This is a genomic window from Novosphingobium bradum (genome assembly GCF_042646485.1).
In the GTDB taxonomy this organism is placed as follows: domain Bacteria; phylum Pseudomonadota; class Alphaproteobacteria; order Sphingomonadales; family Sphingomonadaceae; genus Novosphingobium; species Novosphingobium bradum.
The window spans coordinates 12,697-28,356 of record NZ_JBHRTQ010000004.1; the positions used below are offsets into that span (position 1 = coordinate 12,697).

The 15,660-nt window shown below is 70.0% G+C and carries 16 protein-coding genes; 4 read left to right on the forward strand and 12 right to left on the reverse strand.

Annotated elements, in window-relative coordinates; all coding sequences use genetic code 11:
- Positions 1-69: 69 nt before the first annotated feature.
- A complete protein-coding gene (locus ACFOD9_RS03485; RefSeq protein ID WP_379509004.1) occupies positions 70-1,743 on the forward strand; it encodes an amidohydrolase in 1,674 nt (557 codons plus the stop codon).
- Between the two features lies 1 nt (position 1,744).
- Here the strand turns inward: ACFOD9_RS03485 and tatC are convergent, their stop codons facing one another.
- The 10 genes from tatC to ispH all read right to left on the reverse strand — a co-directional run bounded on the left by tatC (position 1,745) and on the right by ispH (position 9,080).
- Complete coding sequence (tatC, locus tag ACFOD9_RS03490; protein ID WP_379508702.1) at positions 1,745-2,542, reverse strand: twin-arginine translocase subunit TatC; 798 nt, start codon at positions 2,540-2,542, stop codon at positions 1,745-1,747.
- Positions 2,543-2,545: 3 nt separating this feature from the next.
- A complete protein-coding gene (gene tatB, locus ACFOD9_RS03495) occupies positions 2,546-2,902 on the reverse strand; it encodes a Sec-independent protein translocase protein TatB (protein ID WP_379508703.1) in 357 nt (118 codons plus the stop codon).
- 25 nt (positions 2,903-2,927) lie between these two features.
- A complete protein-coding gene (locus ACFOD9_RS03500) occupies positions 2,928-3,179 on the reverse strand; it encodes a twin-arginine translocase TatA/TatE family subunit (protein WP_379508704.1) in 252 nt (83 codons plus the stop codon).
- 84 nt (positions 3,180-3,263) lie between these two features.
- The gene (scpB, locus tag ACFOD9_RS03505) at positions 3,264-3,926 is read right to left on the reverse strand and encodes an SMC-Scp complex subunit ScpB (protein ID WP_379508705.1); all 663 of its coding nucleotides are present in this window, start codon (positions 3,924-3,926) and stop codon (positions 3,264-3,266) included.
- Positions 3,923-4,732 carry a segregation and condensation protein A gene (locus tag ACFOD9_RS03510; protein WP_379508706.1) on the reverse strand — a complete coding sequence of 270 codons (810 nt, stop codon included), beginning with the start codon at positions 4,730-4,732 and terminating at the stop codon, positions 3,923-3,925. Before ACFOD9_RS03510 ends, scpB begins: the two co-directional genes overlap by 4 nt.
- Complete coding sequence (gene nagZ, locus ACFOD9_RS03515) at positions 4,729-5,739, reverse strand: beta-N-acetylhexosaminidase (protein ID WP_379508707.1); 1,011 nt, start codon at positions 5,737-5,739, stop codon at positions 4,729-4,731. The genes ACFOD9_RS03510 and nagZ overlap by 4 nt, the downstream gene beginning before the upstream one ends.
- Before the next feature lie 72 nt (positions 5,740-5,811).
- A complete protein-coding gene (locus tag ACFOD9_RS03520) occupies positions 5,812-6,552 on the reverse strand; it encodes a sterol desaturase family protein (RefSeq protein ID WP_379508708.1) in 741 nt (246 codons plus the stop codon).
- Between the two features lie 123 nt (positions 6,553-6,675).
- A complete protein-coding gene (rnhA, locus tag ACFOD9_RS03525) occupies positions 6,676-7,113 on the reverse strand; it encodes a ribonuclease HI (RefSeq protein WP_379508709.1) in 438 nt (145 codons plus the stop codon).
- On the reverse strand, positions 7,110-8,081 hold the full coding sequence (locus ACFOD9_RS03530) for a homoserine kinase (RefSeq protein WP_379508710.1): 972 nt from the start codon (positions 8,079-8,081) through the stop codon (positions 7,110-7,112). Before ACFOD9_RS03530 ends, rnhA begins: the two co-directional genes overlap by 4 nt.
- An 18-nt stretch (positions 8,082-8,099) precedes the next feature.
- Positions 8,100-9,080, reverse strand: a complete 981-nt coding sequence (ispH, locus tag ACFOD9_RS03535) for a 4-hydroxy-3-methylbut-2-enyl diphosphate reductase (protein WP_379508711.1) — start codon at positions 9,078-9,080, stop codon at positions 8,100-8,102.
- A gap of 100 nt (positions 9,081-9,180) precedes the next feature.
- On the opposite strand from ispH, the gene ACFOD9_RS03540 reads away from it, so the two are divergent.
- From ACFOD9_RS03540 to ACFOD9_RS03550, 3 genes are all read left to right on the forward strand, one after another.
- Complete coding sequence (locus tag ACFOD9_RS03540; protein ID WP_379508712.1) at positions 9,181-9,846, forward strand: hypothetical protein; 666 nt, start codon at positions 9,181-9,183, stop codon at positions 9,844-9,846.
- Positions 9,847-10,001: 155 nt separating this feature from the next.
- Entirely contained in the window at positions 10,002-11,759 is a 1,758-nt protein-coding gene (argS, locus tag ACFOD9_RS03545) for an arginine--tRNA ligase (RefSeq protein ID WP_379508713.1), read from the forward strand.
- A gap of 31 nt (positions 11,760-11,790) precedes the next feature.
- On the forward strand, positions 11,791-12,534 hold the full coding sequence (locus tag ACFOD9_RS03550) for an SPOR domain-containing protein (RefSeq protein WP_379508714.1): 744 nt from the start codon (positions 11,791-11,793) through the stop codon (positions 12,532-12,534).
- A gap of 348 nt (positions 12,535-12,882) precedes the next feature.
- On the opposite strand, the gene ACFOD9_RS03555 is transcribed toward ACFOD9_RS03550, so the two are convergent.
- A complete protein-coding gene (locus ACFOD9_RS03555; RefSeq protein ID WP_379508715.1) occupies positions 12,883-14,997 on the reverse strand; it encodes a prolyl oligopeptidase family serine peptidase in 2,115 nt (704 codons plus the stop codon).
- 229 nt (positions 14,998-15,226) lie between these two features.
- Complete coding sequence (gene rplQ, locus ACFOD9_RS03560; protein WP_379508716.1) at positions 15,227-15,646, reverse strand: 50S ribosomal protein L17; 420 nt, start codon at positions 15,644-15,646, stop codon at positions 15,227-15,229.
- Positions 15,647-15,660 lie beyond the last annotated feature (14 nt).

The window sequence follows — 15,660 nt, forward strand, 5'->3', positions numbered from 1 at the left end:
CCTGCCCCGTCGCGGCCCGCCCCGCGGCCGGCCTGGCGGCTGGCCGCCCTGCCTGTCGCCCTGCTTGCCATGCTGCCTGCCGCGCTGCTGGCGACGACCGCCCGGGCCGATACCCTGGTTGATCATGTCGACGGCTTCACCCTCGATTCCGCCGGCCGGGTCGAACGGCTGACCGGCCTGCTCATCGGCAACGACGGGCGGATCGCCCAGGTTCTCCGCCAGGGCGACAAGCGCCCGGCCCGGGTGGACTACCTGCTCGATGGCCAGGGCCGCGTGCTGATGCCCGGGCTGGTCGATGCCCATGCCCATGTCATGCGGATCGGCTTTGCCGCGCTCACGCTCGACCTGTCGCCGGCCCGCACGCTGGCCGAGGCGCAGGGGCGGATCGCCGTCTATGCCGCCGCCCACCCCGACCGCGCCTGGGTGCTGGGGCGCGGCTGGGATCCGGCCGTGCTGGGCCAGCCCACCGCCGCCGCGCTTGACCAGGTGGTGAAGGATCGCCCGGTCTGGCTCGAAAGCGCCGATGCCCACCAGGGCTGGGCCAATTCCGCCGCCCTTGCCGCCGCCGGGATCACCGCGACGACGAAAGACCCGGCCGGCGGCCGCATCCTGCGCGCGCCTGGCCCCGGCAAGGCGCCCCCCCGGCCCACCGGCCTGCTGATCGAGGCCGCGATGGACATGGTGGCCCGCGCTGCCCCCGCGCCGCGCCCGGAAGACCGCGACCTTGCCCTTGCCGCCGCGCAGGACGCCCTGCTCGCGCAGGGGATCACCGCCGTCACCGACATGGGCACCGGAATCGAGGACTGGCAGGCCTATCGCCGCGCCGGGGATCTCGGCGCCCTGCGTGTCCGCGTGCTTGCCTATGCCGCCGGCACCGATGCGATGAGCCTGATCGCCGGCCCCGGCCCCACGCCCTGGCTCTATGACGACCGCCTGCGGCTGGGCGGCGTGGCGCTGGTGGCCGATGGCGCGCTGGCCACGCGCGGTGCCTGGCTCAAGGCGCCCTATGCCGATGCGCCCACGCCAACAGGGGCCACACAAGTCGGACTGCCACGCAGCTCCGAAACCCAGCTCAGGAACCTGATGAGCCGCGCCGGGATCGACCGTTTCCAGGTGGCGCTCGAAGCCCACGGCGCCCAGGCCGTCGCCGCCGGCATCACCGCCTTCGCCGAACTCGCCCAGACCTACAAGGGCGACCGGCGCTGGCGGATCGACGGGGCCGAAGTGGTCGATCCGGCCGATCTGGCGAAGCTGGGCAGCAGCGGGATCGTCGTCGCGGTCCAGCCCGGCGCCCTGGCCCCGGCGCTGGCCGCCGCGCGCCTTGGCGAAGCGCGCCTGGCCAGCGTGCAGCCCTGGGCTTCGCTGGCCCGCGCCGGCGTGCCGCTGGCTTTTGGCTCGGGCGCCAGCGGCGCGGATCGCCTGGCGCCATGGGCCAACCTCGCCATCGCCACCACCCGCCAGGACGCCGCCGGCCAGCCCTTTGGCGGCTGGCAACCGCAGGAGCGCCTGACCCGCGAAGCCGCATTGGCCGCCGCCACCGCCGGGGCGGCCTGGGCCGCTTTCGCCGAGGGGCGCTTCGGCCGGCTGGAGGTGGGCCAGCGCGCCGATTTCCTGCTGCTGGATCGCGATCCGCTGCTCGCCAGCCCGGGCGAGCTCAGGGAAACCAAAGTGCTGGAAACCTGGGTCGGCGGGCGCAAGGCCTGGGCGGCGGCTTCGTCGCCCCCGGCCAGCGGCGGACGCTAGGCTAGGCGGCCGGCGGGACGGCCGGAACGCTGGTTTCGGCCGAAGCCTGTTTCGCCGCCTTGCGATCGCCCAGCCACATCACCACCAACGCGCCCTCGAACAGCAGCATCAGCGGCACGGCCAGCATCAGTTGCGAGACCACGTCGGGCGGGGTGATCACCGCCGCCAGCGCGACGATGCCGACGATGACATAGCGCCGCGCGCCCGCCAGTTGCGCGCGGGTTACGATGCCGGCCCGGTTGAGCAGCAGCAGCAGCACCGGCAGCAGGAAGCTGATCCCGAAGGCGAGGATGAACTGCATGACAAGGCCAAGGTAGTCCTCGGAGTTCGGCAGCGCCTCCACCTGGATGCCGCCCTGCTTGCCCTGGAATCCGAGGAACCAGCGGAAAGCCGTTGGCATGACGACGAAATACGCCAGCGCCCCCCCGGCCGTGAACAGCACCGGAGTGGCCCAGACGAACGGCAGGAAGGCCCGCTTCTCCTTGGCGTAGAGCCCCGGGGCGACAAAGGCCCACAGCTGGTTGGCGATCACCGGGAACGAGACGAAGAAGGCCGCGAACAGCGCCACCTTCATCTCCACGAAGAATTGCCCGTAGAGCTTTGTATAGACGAGCTTCTGTTGCCCGGCGGCGGCCAGCGGGTGGAGCAGGATGCCCAGGATGTCCTGGGCGAAATAGAGGCAGACGCCGAAGGCCACGGCCAGGGCGATGATGCAGCGCATCAGCCGGGTCCGCAGTTCGATCAGGTGATCGAGCAGCGGTGCCTGGCTCTCATCGATGTCGGAAACAGTGAAGACCATCGCCTAGACCTCTGGCTTCACGGCATCTTCCGGAACAGCGGCAACGGGATCGGCCACCGGAGCCGGCAGGGCGGCCGGATCACCGCCCGTTCCCGCAGCCAGAGCCTCGGCCTCGGCGGCGCTGGGCGGATGGCTCGCCATGATCGCGGCGTTCTGCTTGCGCCACTCAGCCTCCATCTCCTCCAGCTCGGCCTCGCGGATCACGTTGTCGATCCCGGCGCGGAAGGAATTCGACATCCGCCGCATCTTCGCGACCCAGCGGCCCACCGTCCGCAGGGCGCGCGGCATATCCTTGGGGCCGATGACCACGATGGCCACGACCGCCGTCAGCAGCAGCTCGTCGGCGCCGATATCGAACATGGCAGCAGCGGCCCGCTAGAGGGCGTCAGCGCTGGACAGTGTCGGTCGACGACTGGGTGGCGGCCGGCTCGGCGGGAGCGGCGGGGGGAGCGTTGGCCGGAATCTGGGCGGCGGGCGGCGTTACGTTGCGCGGCGCCTCGTCGTCGTTCAGACCCTGCTTGAAGCTTTTGATGCCCTTGCCGAAATCCCCCATGATCTCGGAAACGCGGCCACGGCCGAACAGGATCAGCACCACCACCAGCAAGATGATCCAGTGCCCGATTGATCCGAAACCCATGTGATAAACTCCTGAGGCGGCAAGCCTTGGCGCCACTGGCCGATGCCAGGCGCCGCGGTGGCCGGGATAAGCCCCCTTGATGGTTTAATCTAGGGCGTTTTCCGGCGGATTGCGAGTCTCGCCGCCGGGATTGTCGACTGGCGGCGGCGCAACCGGCGCGCCGCCGGCTCCGGCCAGCGCTTCTTCCAGCGCATCCTCCACCGGATCGAGCAGGCCGGCGGCGCGCAATTCCGCGATTCCGGGCAGGTCGCGGCGCGAGGCGAGGCCAAAGTGGGCGAGGAACTCGGGCGTGGTGGCATAGATCACCGGCCGGCCCGGCACCTCGCGCCGCCCGGCGACGCGCACCCAGCCAGCCTCCAGCAGCACGTCGAGCGTGCCCCGCGCGGTCTGGACGCCGCGGATCGCCTCGATCTCGGCGCGGCTCACCGGCTCGTGATAGGCGACGATCGCCAGCACTTCGGTGGCCGCGCGCGACAGGCGGCGCACCTCCTCGCGCTCACGCCGCAACAGGTGGGCGAGATCGGGCGCGGTCTGGAAGTGCCAGCGCCTGCCGCGCTCGACCAGTTCCACGCCCCGCCCGGCATAGTGCCCGGCCAGTTCGCGCAGGGCCGGCAACACCTCGGCCCCGCCCAGATGCGCGGACAGCGCCTCGGCGCTCATCGGCTCGGTCGCCGCGAACAGCGCCGCCTCGACCGCGCGGACGAGATCGCCGGGATTCCGCTCGTCCTGAGGCTGCTGGAGGATCATGCCCGCAGCCCCCTGAGCCGCAGCGGCCCGAACACCTCGTCCTGCGCCAGTTCCGCCCTGCCGGTGCGCGCCAGTTCCAGCGCCGCCACGAAGCTCGAGGCCAGGGCCGAGCGCCGCAGCCTGGGATCGGCCCAGTCCCCCTCGGCCTGCACCGGCAGGAAATCGCGCAATTCGATCCAGTCGAGGCTCACGCCGAGCATGGTCGAAACCCGCGCCAGAGCGGTATCCAGCGTCATCACCGGCCGCTCGCGGACCATGTGGACCACCGGCCGGGTGCGTGCCTTCACCGCCCCATAGGCCTGGACCAGATCGAACCACGTGGCTGTCCAGGCATGGCGCCGCTCGACCCGCAGGCCTTCCGGCGTGCCCCGGCGAAACACGTCGCGCCCCAGCCGGTCGCGCGCCATCAGCCGGGCCGCGGCCTCGCGCATGGCGCCCAGCCGCTGGAGGCGCAATTGCAGCCGCAGCGCCAGCTCCTCGGGGCTGGGATCGGGCTGTTCCTCGCGCGGGAGCAGCAGGGCCGACTTGAGATAGGCCAGCCAGGCCGCCATCACCAGGTAATCGGCCGCCAGTTCCAGCCGCAGGGCTTCGGCGCGATCGATATAGGCCAGATACTGGTCGACCAGGCCCAGGATCGAGATCCGCCGCAGGTCCACCTTCTGCCGCCGGGCAAGGTCGAGCAGGAGATCGAGCGGCCCTTCCCAGCCATCCAGTTCGAGATAGAGCGCGGCATCGTCGGTCGGCGCGGCGGCCGGCCCGGCCCAGTCCTCGCCCGTGAAGGCGTGCTGGACCGGTGGCAGGTTCATGCCAGCCCCAGCAGACTGTCGCGCCGGGCCGCCAGCTGCGCGCGGCGGGCGGGATCGGCGACCAGATCGCCGGTTTGCGCCAGGGCTGCGGCCAGGCGCTGCGCGGTGACCGGCGCCATGTCCGGGCAGGCCGCGGCAATCCCCACCATGTCGGCCATCCTGGCCCAGCAGTTGAGCGCAAGGTCGCACCCGGCGGCAAGCGAGCGCGCCGCCCGCTCCGGCACGGTGCCATCAAGCGCTTCCATGTCGAGATCGTCGGTCAGCAGCAGCCCGCCGAAGCCGATGGCCTCGCGGATGATCTTGCCGATCACCACCGGCGATTGCGTGGCCGGGCGATCCGCGTCCCAGGCGGTGTAGCGGATATGCGCGGTCATCGCGATCGGCGCCTGGGCGAGCGCGCGGAAGGGCGCGACATCCCGCTCCAGTTCGGCCGCGCTGGCGGTGACGGTGGGCAGTTCCTTGTGGCTGTCGGCCAGGGCGCGGCCGTGGCCGGGCATATGCTTGACCACGCCGGCCACCCCGGCGCGCGCCAGCCCGTCCAGCACTGCGCGGCCCAGCGCGGCGACGCGCAGGGGCTCATCGCCCAGCGCGCGATCGCCGATCACGTCGTGGGCGCCGGGCTGGCGCACGTCGAGCAGCGGCCAGCAATCGACACTGATCCCCGCCTCGGCCAGGTCCAGCCCAAGGGCTTCGGCATTGCACCGAGCCGCCTCGATCGCGCTGGCGGGGGCCACGTCGTAGAGCCGGGCGAAGGGTTCGCCGGCGGGATAGGCCGGCCAGACCGGGGGCTTCATCCGGGCAACCCGGCCGCCTTCCTGATCGATGCAGATGAACAGGCGCTCGCGGCCATGGATCGCGCGCAGCTCGTCGGTCAGCGCGCGCAACTGTGCCGGGCTGGCCACGTTGCGGCCGAACAGGATGTAGCCCGCCGGATCGGCATCGGCGAAGAAGGCGCGCTCGTCAGCGGTGAGCGCCAGACCGGAAAGACCGAAAATCGCCGGAACCATGGCCGGCAATTCGCTCAAAACCGGCGTCCTGGCAAGCGATGCCGGCCCCGGCGCGGGGGATATCCGCTGCGCTCAGGCCTCGCCCAGCGCGGGCTTGTCGGCGTCGGCGCGGCTCCGCACCGGCCAGGTCACCAGCTCGGTCAGCGATTCCGGCTTGCCCTCGTCCAGGCCGCATGGCGGCCAGCCGTCGGGGCGGCGATAGGTGCCGAACAGGACGTCCCAGATCGGAAACAGCGCGGCCAGGTTGCTGTCATAGTGCTCGGGCAGCCGCGAATGGTGCCGCCGGTGATAGGCCGGGCAGTTGAGCAGCCACGATAAGCGGCCAAAATCGATCCGCAGGTTGGCGTGGATGAAATAGTTGTAGAGGCTGACGGCGCCATAGATCGCCAGGATCGTATCGGTGGCATCGATCAGCATCCCCGTGGCCGACCAGATCGTCAGCGACTTGACCAGTTGATCCCCCCAGAAATGGCGGTTGGTGGTCAGCGCGGTCATTTCCGGATCGGAATGGTGCAGCGAATGGATCGCCCACAGCGCCGGGATGCGGTGCTGGCACAGGTGATAGAACCACTCCAGAAAATCGCGCAGGAGGAAGAACAGCGGCAGACCCAGCCACAGCGGCAGCCTGGCCGCATCGATCAGCGAGCCGCCCAGCCAGCGCGGCCAGAAATGGCTGGCCATCAGCGCGATGGCCATGTTGATCACCCACGACTGGAGGTTGATCGCCCAATCGGTGGCCCCCGGATTGCGCCAGCGTTCGACTGCGGTCAGCCCGGCCATCAGGGCCAGCGTCACGCCAAGGAGGAGAAGCACTTGCATTCCGGCCGAATAGGCCAGGGGTGGTTAACTTTCGGTTAGGTGCATTTCGCCGGGAGCGCGGCCCGCCACCGGATCGGGAAACGGGCGGCCCTGCCCGATTGCCCGCCGCCGCCCGCGTCAGCGCCGCGCCGCCTCGGCCGCGTCGCTGGCCAGCCGGTCGGCCCGCTCGTTCTCGGGATGGCCGTCGTGGCCCTTGACCCAGACCCATTCGAGCCGGTGCGGCCGGGCCGCGGCGATCAGGTCCTGCCACAGCTCGGCATTGGCCACCGGCTTTTTCGCCGCGTTCTTCCAGCCGTTCTTCTGCCAGCCGAACACCCATTTGGTGATCCCGTCGATCACATATTTGCTGTCGGTGTGAAGCGTCACCCGGCACGGCTGCTTGAGCGCGTTCAGCGCTGCGATCGCCCCCATCAGCTCCATGCGGTTGTTGGTGGTGGCCGGATCGCCGCCGGCCAGTTCCTTCTCGTGCTCGCCCATCCTGAGGATCGCGCCCCAGCCGCCCGGGCCGGGATTGCCCTTGCAGGCCCCGTCGGTGAAAATCTCGACGTGTTTCAAGCGAACAGGCCCGGGTTTTCACGATAGAACTGAAGCCGCCGGGCAAAGGCCATCGGATCCTTGCGGGTGACCAGCGCGCCATCCGGGGTGTGCAGCCAGTCATAGGCCCGGCTGGCCAGGAACCGCATCGCCGCGCCGCGCGCCAGCAGCGGCAGGGCCGCGTGCTCGGCCGGGCTCAGCGGCCGCACCGCCTCGTAGCCGGCCAGCAAGGCCGCCGAGAGCGCCGCGTCGAACCGCGTGCCCGTCGCATCGAAGCACCAGGCGGCATGGGTCACCGCCACGTCATAGGCGAACAGGTCGGTGCAGGCGAAATAGAAGTCGATCAGCCCGGTCACCTCGTCGCCCAGCATCAGCACATTGTCGGGGAACAGGTCGGCATGGATCACGCCGGATGGCAGCCCGGCGGGCCACTGCGCCTCGATCTCGGCCAGTTCCCGGCGCACCAGATCGCCCAGCGCCGGGTCGATCCCTTCCAGCCCGCCCGCGCCGCAGCCGTCGATCAGCTCGCGCCAGCCGGCCGGCCCCAGCGTGTTGGCCCGGCGCATGGCAAAGTCGCCTCCGGCCAGGTGCACTCGGGCCAGCGCCGCGCCAACCGCGCGCGCCTGGCCCTGGGTCGGCTGGCTCACCGAGACGCCGGGCAGGAACTCGATCAGGGCCAGCGCCTTGCCGTCCAGCGTGCGGAAGGCCTGGCCTTGCCGGTCATGGATCGTGGCCGGAACCGGGCAGGCATGGTCGGAGAGGTGGTCCATCAGGCCGAGGAAGAACGGCAGGTCGGAAACCTCGGTCCGCTCCTCGTAGACGGTGAGGATGAACCGGGCGCCCTGCCCGTCGCGCCCGGCGGTCTCGATCAGCCAGTTGCTGTTGGACACGCCCTCGGCGATGCCCTTGGCGCTGCGAAGCGAGCCGACGTCGAATTCGGCGATCAGGCGCGCGAGATCCTCGGCGCCGAGGTGGGTATAGACGGCCATGGCTTGCCTCCCGCGCGCTCAGTCAACCAGTTGCCGGGGCAGCTTGAAGACCATCTTTTCCTCGGCCGTGACCACCGTTTCCTCGTGCACGGCGCGACAGGCGGCAATCCGCGCCACCACTTCGCGCACCAGCTCCTCGGGGGCGGAGGCCCCGGCGGTCAGCCCCAGCGTGGTCACGCCGTCGAGCCATTCGTCCTCGACCTCGGCGGCCCGCTGGATCAGCCGGGCCGGCACGCCGCAACGCTCGGCCACTTCGACCAGCCGCAGCGAATTCGAGCTGTTGGGCGCCCCGATCACCAGCACCAGCTGGCACTCCAGCGCGATCGCCTTGACCGCGGCCTGGCGGTTGGAGGTCGCATAGCAGATGTCCTCGGCCTTGGGGCCGACGATCTGCGGGAACCGCGCCTTCAGCGCCGCGATCACCGCCGCCGTATCGTCGACCGAAAGCGTGGTCTGGGTAAGGAAGGCCAGCGGCTGGCCGGCCGCGAAGGTGAGCGCGGCCACGTCGGCCTCGGTCTCGACCAGGGTGATCGTCCCTTCGGGCACCTGGCCCAGCGTGCCGATCACCTCGGGATGGCCCTTGTGGCCAATGAACAGGATGTGCCGCCCGGCCTCGATCTGGCGCTCGGCCTGGCGATGGACCTTGCTCACCAGCGGACAGGTGGCATCGAGCCAATCCAGCCCGCGCGCGCTGGCCGCCTCGGGCACCGCCTTGGGCACGCCGTGGGCGCTGAAGATCACCGGCGCGCCGTCGGGCACCTGGTCCAGTTCGTCCACGAAAACAGCGCCCTTGGCCTTCAGCCCATCCACCACGAAACGGTTGTGGACAATCTCGTGGCGCACGAAAACCGGCGCGCCATAGCGCTCCAGCGCCCGCTCGACGATCTCGATCGCCCGGTCCACCCCGGCGCAGAAACCGCGCGGAGCCGCGATCAGCAGCCGCAGGGGCGCACCAGGATGAGGCCCGGCGGAATCGGAGGCGGGAAATGGCGCGTTCATCTCGTGGCCCCTAGCGCGTCCCGGCCTGTCCCGCTAGGGCAGCACGACGAAGCTGCCGCGTCCGCTCCACGCGGCGCCACGCGCAACCAAGGACCCGTGGATGATCACTCGCCCCCGCCTGCTCGCCGCAACCGGAATTGCCCTGCTCGCCGTCGCCCTGGGCGGTTGCCGCAGCAAGGGCGATATCGTCGTTGACGAAGGCGTGGGCATCAGCGCGGTGCGCGGCGCCTGCCCGGCGGTTGGCGTGCCTGACTATACCGGCGACGTCACCCTGTTCCGCACCCCCGGCGCCACGGATGCCGGCTCGATCGACCTGGCCGCCGCGATCACCAACCTGCGCCCCGCCTGCGACGAGAAGGCCACCGGCGACAAGGTCTGGTCGCAGACCAGCTTTGACGTCCTTGCCCGCCGCACCGACGCGCGCGGCGCCCGCACCGTGCAACTGCCCTGGTTCGTCACGGTCCTGCGCGGCGGCAACGCAGTGGTCTCCAAGCGGGTCGGCACGGTCACCCTCAATTTCGCCGACGGGCAGGAGCGCGCCCAGGCCCATGCCGAGGCCGGCGCCTATATCGATCGCGCCGAGGCCACCCTGCCGGAGGACATCCGCCACCGCATCACCCGCAAGCGCAAGGCCGGCGAGGCCGATGCCGCGATCGATCCGCTGGCCCAGCCCGATGTGCGCGCCGCCGTGGCCCGCGCCACCTTCGAGGTCCTGGTCGGCTTCCAGCTGACCGAGCAGCAACTGGCCTACAACGCCACGCGCTGAGGCCGGGCGGCTCCCGGCCGGACGGGGCTTCGACAGGCTCAGCCTGAGCGGAATCGGGAAACAGGCCGCAGGGTCCGCTCGGCCTGCGCCTGTCGACGGCCAGTATGCCCCCCAGCCACTTCCCCCCGCGCCCCAAACCGGCTAGGCGCGCGGCCATGTCTGCAAACACCCCTGCCACCACCCTTCACGCCCGCTTCGCCGGCCATGTCGCCGCCGCGCTCGAGGCGCTCGTCGCCGCCGGCGCCCTGCCGGCCGGGCTGAACCACGCCGCCGTCACGGTCGAACCGCCGCGCGATCCCACGCATGGCGATCTGGCCACCAATGCGGCGATGGTCCTCGCCAAGCCCGCCGGGATGAACCCGCGCGCGCTGGCCGAAGCCCTGGTGGGCGAGCTGACCAAGATCCCCGAAGTCACCGCCGCCGAGATCGCCGGCCCCGGCTTCATCAACCTGCGCGTGGCGCCCCAGGCCTGGCTGGCCGAACTGGCCGCGATCGCCGCGCTGGGCGGCGACTATGGCCGCTCCACCATGGGCACCGGCACCACGGTCAACGTCGAATACGTGTCCGCCAATCCCACCGGCCCGATGCACATGGGCCATTGCCGCGGCGCGGTGGTGGGCGATGCGCTGGCCGCCCTGCTCGAATTCGCCGGCCACCAGGTCCGCCGCGAATATTACGTCAACGACGCCGGCGCCCAGGTCCAGGTCCTCGCCCGCTCGGTCCACCTGCGCTACCGCGAGGCGCTCGGGCAAAGCGTCGGCGAGATTCCCGAAGGGCTTTACCCGGGCGACTATCTGGTTCCCGTCGGCCAGGCTCTCGCCGCCGAATTCAGCGACAAATATGCCGCCGCGCCCGAAAGCGAATGGCTGGTCCTGTTCCGCACCCGCGCGGTTGCCGCGATGATGGAGATGATCCGCGCCGATCTCGCCCTGCTCGGCATCACCCACGAGGTGTTCGCCTCGGAAGCCGAACTCCAGGCTTCCGGCAAGGTCGATGCGGCCGAACAGTGGCTGCGCGCCCACGATCTGGTCTACGATGGCCTGCTCGAAGCCCCCAAGGGCAAGACGCCCGAGGATTGGGAGCCGGTCGAGCTTCCGCTGTTCCGCTCCACGAAGTTCGGTGACGATCAGGATCGCCCGATCCGCAAGTCCGACGGCACCTGGACCTATTTCGGCGCCGATCTCGCCTATCACTTCCAGAAGGCGCAGGAATGCGACGCGCTGGTCGATATCTGGGGCGCCGACCATGCCGGCACGGTCAAGCGGATCAAGGCCGCCGTCGCCGCGCTGACCGGGGCGGACGGGCAGACGCCCAAGCCCTTCGAGGTCAAGCTGGTCCAGATGGTCCAGCTCCTGCGCGATGGCGAACCGGTCAAGATGTCGAAGCGCGCGGGCACGTTCGTGACCCTGGCCGATGTCGTGCGCGAAGTGGGCAAGGACGTGGTCCGCTTCACCATGCTCACCCGCAAGCCCGAAGCCCAGATGGACTTCGACTTTGCCAAGGTGGTGGAAGCCAGCAAGGACAACCCGGTCTTCTATGTCCAGTATGCCCATGCCCGGATCCGCTCCACCCTTCGCAAGGGCGCGGCGGAAGGCTTCGCGCCCTCGCCGGAAGGCCTGGCCCTGCTGGGCGAGGAGGAACTGGCCCTGGTCAAGCTGGCCGCCCAGTTCCCCCGCCTGGTCGAAGCCGCCGCCGTCGCGCGCGAACCGCACCGCGTGGCCTTCTTCCTCGGCGATCTCGCCGCCGCCTTCCACGCCTACTGGAACATCGGCAACGATCGTCCCGATAAGAGATTCATCGTCGGAACGGACGCAGTTCTCACCGGGGCAAGGCTTTTCCTCGGGGCACAAATCGGGCAACTTGTGAAGAACGGCCTGGCAATCCTCGGCGTCGAAGCGGTCGAGGAACTGTGAACATCGGGCCAATGGGAAAACGGAGGGCATGATGGATCAGCGCGATGGGCAGGGTGAACACCACCCCTTCGATCCCCCCGCCGATGAGCCGCGCGTTGGCGCGCTGGCGGCCGATGGGCTTCCCCCCGCCGAAGTGCTGGAAGGCGCGGCGCCCCAGCTCGCGCTGGATGAGGATGAACGCCTCCCCTGGCTCGAAAGCGCTGACGACGACGATGATGATGAAGGCACCCTCGATACCGCGCGGGTCCTGCGCGTCCTCGTCTTCGGCCTGATCCTCCTCGCCGGGATTGGCGGCGCGCTGTGGTTCATGGGCCATCGCGGCCCCGCCGGCCCCGAAGTGGCCGATGGCGGCGTGATCAAGGCTCCCGCCCAGCCCTACAAGCAGGTTCCCGCCGACCAGGGCGGCAAGACCTATGCCGGCACCGGCGACAGCGCCTTCGCCGTCTCCGAAGGCAAGACCCAGCAGGCCCGCCTCGGCGGCCACGAAGCGCCGGCGCCTGCCCCCTCGGTCAACATTGCCGGGGAACAGGCGGCCCCCACCGGCGTCGGCGTCCAGGTCGGCGCCTATACCTCGCAGGCCGCCGCCGAAGCCGGCTGGACCCGCCTTGCGGGCAGCAGCGAAGCGCTCAAAGCAGTCAAGCACCGCGTGATCCAGGGCACCGCCGATATCGGCACCGTCTATCGCCTCCAGGCCGTCGCCCCCGATCCCGCCGCCGCCAATGCCCTGTGCTCCACGCTGAAAAGCTCGGGCATCGCCTGCCAGGTCAAGGGCTGAAGGCTGAGGGCTGAGCCTTCCCGATTTTTGCAGAAAACGCAGAGGTGGCCTGCGCCAAGCGTGTGACCGCGCGGCAATCGCATACCGCCACCCTGCCGTCATGCCAGCGCAGGCTGGCATCTTCCGCCGCCACGCGGAACATTCGCGGATCTACCCATCGTGTCCGAGCGAGATAGATGCCAGCCTGCGCTGGCATGACGTTTTGGTGCGATTTCCCGGTCAATTATAACCGCTCCGCCCAGCAATGCCGCATTCACTGCCAAGGCGCTACCGCCAGACCGGCAGGCGAAAACCTTCATCGAGCCGACACCCCAGGGTAACGCACCGCGGAAAAGGCGCTGGCGCGCGCTAACGCCTCTGCATTCCGCTCGCCCCCGCCGGCACATTTAGCCCCGTCGCCGCCGCCAGGAAGGCGAGCACGTCGGCGCTTTCCTCGATCGCCTTGTCGGTGGGCTTGCCGGAACCGTGGCCGGCGCGGGTTTCCACGCGGATCAGGTGTGGCTGGTTGCCGATTGGCGCGGCTTGCAGCGCGGCGGTATATTTGAAGGAGTGGCCGGGGACGACGCGGTCGTCGGTGTCTGCCGTGGTCACCAAGATCGCCGGATAGGCCTTGCCGCTGGCTATGTTGTGGAGCGGGGAATAGGCGCGCAGCACGTGAAAATCGGCCTCGCGGTCGGGGTGGCCATAGTCGTCCACCCAGTAGCGCCCGGCGGTGAAGCGGTCGAAGCGGAGCATATCCATCACGCCGACCTGCGGATTGGCCGCGGCGAACAGGTCGGGCCGCTGGTTGACCACGGCGCCCACCAGCAGCCCGCCGTTGGAGCCACCCTGCACCGCCAGTTGCCGCGCGGTCGTGATCCCGTCTGCGATCAGGTATTCGGCGGCCGCGATGAAATCGTCGAACACGTTCTGCTTGTTGGCCAGCCGCCCGCCATCGTGCCAGGCCCGGCCATATTCCCCGCCCCCGCGGATATTGGCCAGGGCAAAGGCTCCGCCCGCCTCCAGCCAGGCCAGCCGCGAGGCGGCAAAGGCGGGGGTGAGCGAAACGTCGAACCCGCCGTAGCCATAGAGCAGGGTGGGCACCGGCTTGCCCGCCGCTGCCGCCGCCTTGCCGCGCACCAGGAACAGCGGCACGCGGGTCCCGTCCTTCGAGGCATAGAACCGCTGCTCGACCACGAACTGATCGGGATCGAAGCCCAGTTCCGGCTGGGCAAAGACCTGCGACTTTCCGGTGGCCAGGTCCAGCCGGTAGATGCTGGAAGGCCGGTTGAAGCTGGTGAAGGCGTAGAAGGTTTCCGGATCGCCCGGTTCGCCATGGAAGCCGCTGGCCGTGCCGATGTCCGCGAGCGCGATCTCGCTCGCCGCCTGGCCCGCCAGATCGAGCACCACCGCGCGGCTGCTGGCATCCCTGAGGTAGTTGAGCACCAGCTTGTCGCCCACCACCGCCGCGTGCTCCAGCTTGTCCGCGCTTTCGACCACCACCTCGTGCCATTGGGGCACGGGCGCGGCGGGATCGATCGACACCAGCCGATAGAGCGGCGCACCCTGGTTGGTGAGGAACCACATGGTCCCGTTCAAGCTCTCCACCAGTTGCCAGTCATGGTCCATGCCGCCCACCAGTTCGCGCACCAGCCACTGGCCCTTGCGGCGCGCCTTGAGGTCGATGAGATGGATCGCATGGCGGGCATCGGTCCCGCTGGAGGTGGTGATCACCGCCCAGCGCCCGTCGGCGGTGACCTGCGCGGCGTGGCCGAGCTCCGGGTGGTCGGGCGTGGCATGGACCAGTTCATCCGCCGCCTGGTCGGTGCCGAGGCGGTGGAACCACACGGTCTGGTTGTAGGACCGCTGCTGGAAGGCCTCGCCCGGCGCCGGCTCGGGAAAGCGCGAATAGAGGAAGCCTTCGCTGCCCACCCAGTCGAGATGGGTGAACTTGGCCCAGCGCACCGTATCGCCGAGCACCTCACCGGAACCGACATCGAGCACCTTGAGCGTGCGCCAGTCGCTCCCGCCGTCCTGTACCGAATAGAGCAGGAAGCGCCCATCGCGCGACGGCTTCCACGCATCGAGCGCGGTGGCCCCGTCGGCGGCCCAGGCATTGGGATCGACCAGCAGCCGGGGCTTTCCGGAAAGCCCCTTGCGGACAAACAGTTGCGCCTGGTTCTGCAGGCCCGCGTTCCGCATATAGAAATAGCGCCCTCCCGCCCGCACCGGCAGGCCGAAGCGTTCATGGTTCATGAGGTCGCGGATGCGGGCGCGCAGCCAGTCGCGCTGCGGCAGGCCGGCGAGGTAGCGCGCGGTCAGCGCGTTCTGGCGTTCCACCCAGTCGGCCACCTCGGGATCGCTGCGGACATCGTTTTCGAGCCAGCGATAGGGATCGGCGATCGCCTCGCCGAACAAGGTTTCGACCAGGGCGTCCTTGCGGGTGGCGGGATAGGCGGGGGGCGGGCTGGCGGCCTGGGTCATGGGCTCCGGAAAGGCTGGGCCGGCCGGCAGGGCCAGCAAGCAGAGGGCCGCGGCGGCGGCCAGGGAACGCGAGGCGGCGATCGGGATCACGGCGCCCAGATATGAGGACAATGCAAGCGCCCTGCAACGGGCTTGCAAGCGCTTCGCGCCGCCCTGCCCCCACGACGCAAAAGGGGCGGCCGCGCCTGTGTGCGCGGCCGCCCCCGAATGCCTTCCGACGAGCCCGGGATCAGGCTTCGGCGAAATCTTCCTCGGTCAGCACCGGACCCGAATCCTGGCCCTTGGCCGAGGTGTCGCGGTCAACCAGTTCGATCACCGCCATCGGGGCGGCGTCGGAGGCGCGCACGCCGGCCTTGATGATGCGGGTGTAGCCACCCTGGCGATCGGCGTAGCGCGCGGCCAGGACGTCGAACAGCTTCACCAGCTGGGCGTCATCGAGCAGGCGGGCGTGGGCCAGGCGGCGGTTCGACAGGCCGCCATGCTTGCCAAGGGTGATCAGCTTCTCGAGGTAGGGGCGCAGTTCGCGCGCCTTGGGCAGAGTCGTGGTGATCTGCTCGTGCTTGATCAGCGAGGCGGCCATGTTCCGCAGCATCGCGATGCGGTGGGCAGAGGTACGACCCAGCTTGCGCTGGCCCAGCTTGTGACGCATTTTCTTCTCCGTTC

What these genes read in the sequence shown, in the direction of transcription:
- ACFOD9_RS03485 (WP_379509004.1), top strand. Translation starts at nt 70, where the DNA reads ATGCTGCCTGCCGCGCTGCTGGCGACGACCGCCCGGGCCGATACCCTG.
- tatB (WP_379508703.1), bottom strand. Translation starts at nt 2,902, where the DNA reads ATGTTCGATATCGGCGCCGACGAGCTGCTGCTGACGGCGGTCGTGGCC.
- ACFOD9_RS03530 (WP_379508710.1), bottom strand. Translation starts at nt 8,081, where the DNA reads ATGGCCGTCTATACCCACCTCGGCGCCGAGGATCTCGCGCGCCTGATC.
- scpB (WP_379508705.1), bottom strand. Translation starts at nt 3,926, where the DNA reads ATGATCCTCCAGCAGCCTCAGGACGAGCGGAATCCCGGCGATCTCGTC.
- ispH (WP_379508711.1), bottom strand. Translation starts at nt 9,080, where the DNA reads ATGAACGCGCCATTTCCCGCCTCCGATTCCGCCGGGCCTCATCCTGGT.
- argS (WP_379508713.1), top strand. Translation starts at nt 10,002, where the DNA reads ATGTCTGCAAACACCCCTGCCACCACCCTTCACGCCCGCTTCGCCGGC.
- tatC (WP_379508702.1), bottom strand. Translation starts at nt 2,542, where the DNA reads ATGGTCTTCACTGTTTCCGACATCGATGAGAGCCAGGCACCGCTGCTC.
- nagZ (WP_379508707.1), bottom strand. Translation starts at nt 5,739, where the DNA reads ATGGTTCCGGCGATTTTCGGTCTTTCCGGTCTGGCGCTCACCGCTGAC.
- ACFOD9_RS03555 (WP_379508715.1), bottom strand. Translation starts at nt 14,997, where the DNA reads ATGACCCAGGCCGCCAGCCCGCCCCCCGCCTATCCCGCCACCCGCAAG.
- ACFOD9_RS03500 (WP_379508704.1), bottom strand. Translation starts at nt 3,179, where the DNA reads ATGGGTTTCGGATCAATCGGGCACTGGATCATCTTGCTGGTGGTGGTG.
- ACFOD9_RS03540 (WP_379508712.1), top strand. Translation starts at nt 9,181, where the DNA reads ATGATCACTCGCCCCCGCCTGCTCGCCGCAACCGGAATTGCCCTGCTC.
- ACFOD9_RS03510 (WP_379508706.1), bottom strand. Translation starts at nt 4,732, where the DNA reads ATGAACCTGCCACCGGTCCAGCACGCCTTCACGGGCGAGGACTGGGCC.
- ACFOD9_RS03550 (WP_379508714.1), top strand. Translation starts at nt 11,791, where the DNA reads ATGGATCAGCGCGATGGGCAGGGTGAACACCACCCCTTCGATCCCCCC.
- rplQ (WP_379508716.1), bottom strand. Translation starts at nt 15,646, where the DNA reads ATGCGTCACAAGCTGGGCCAGCGCAAGCTGGGTCGTACCTCTGCCCAC.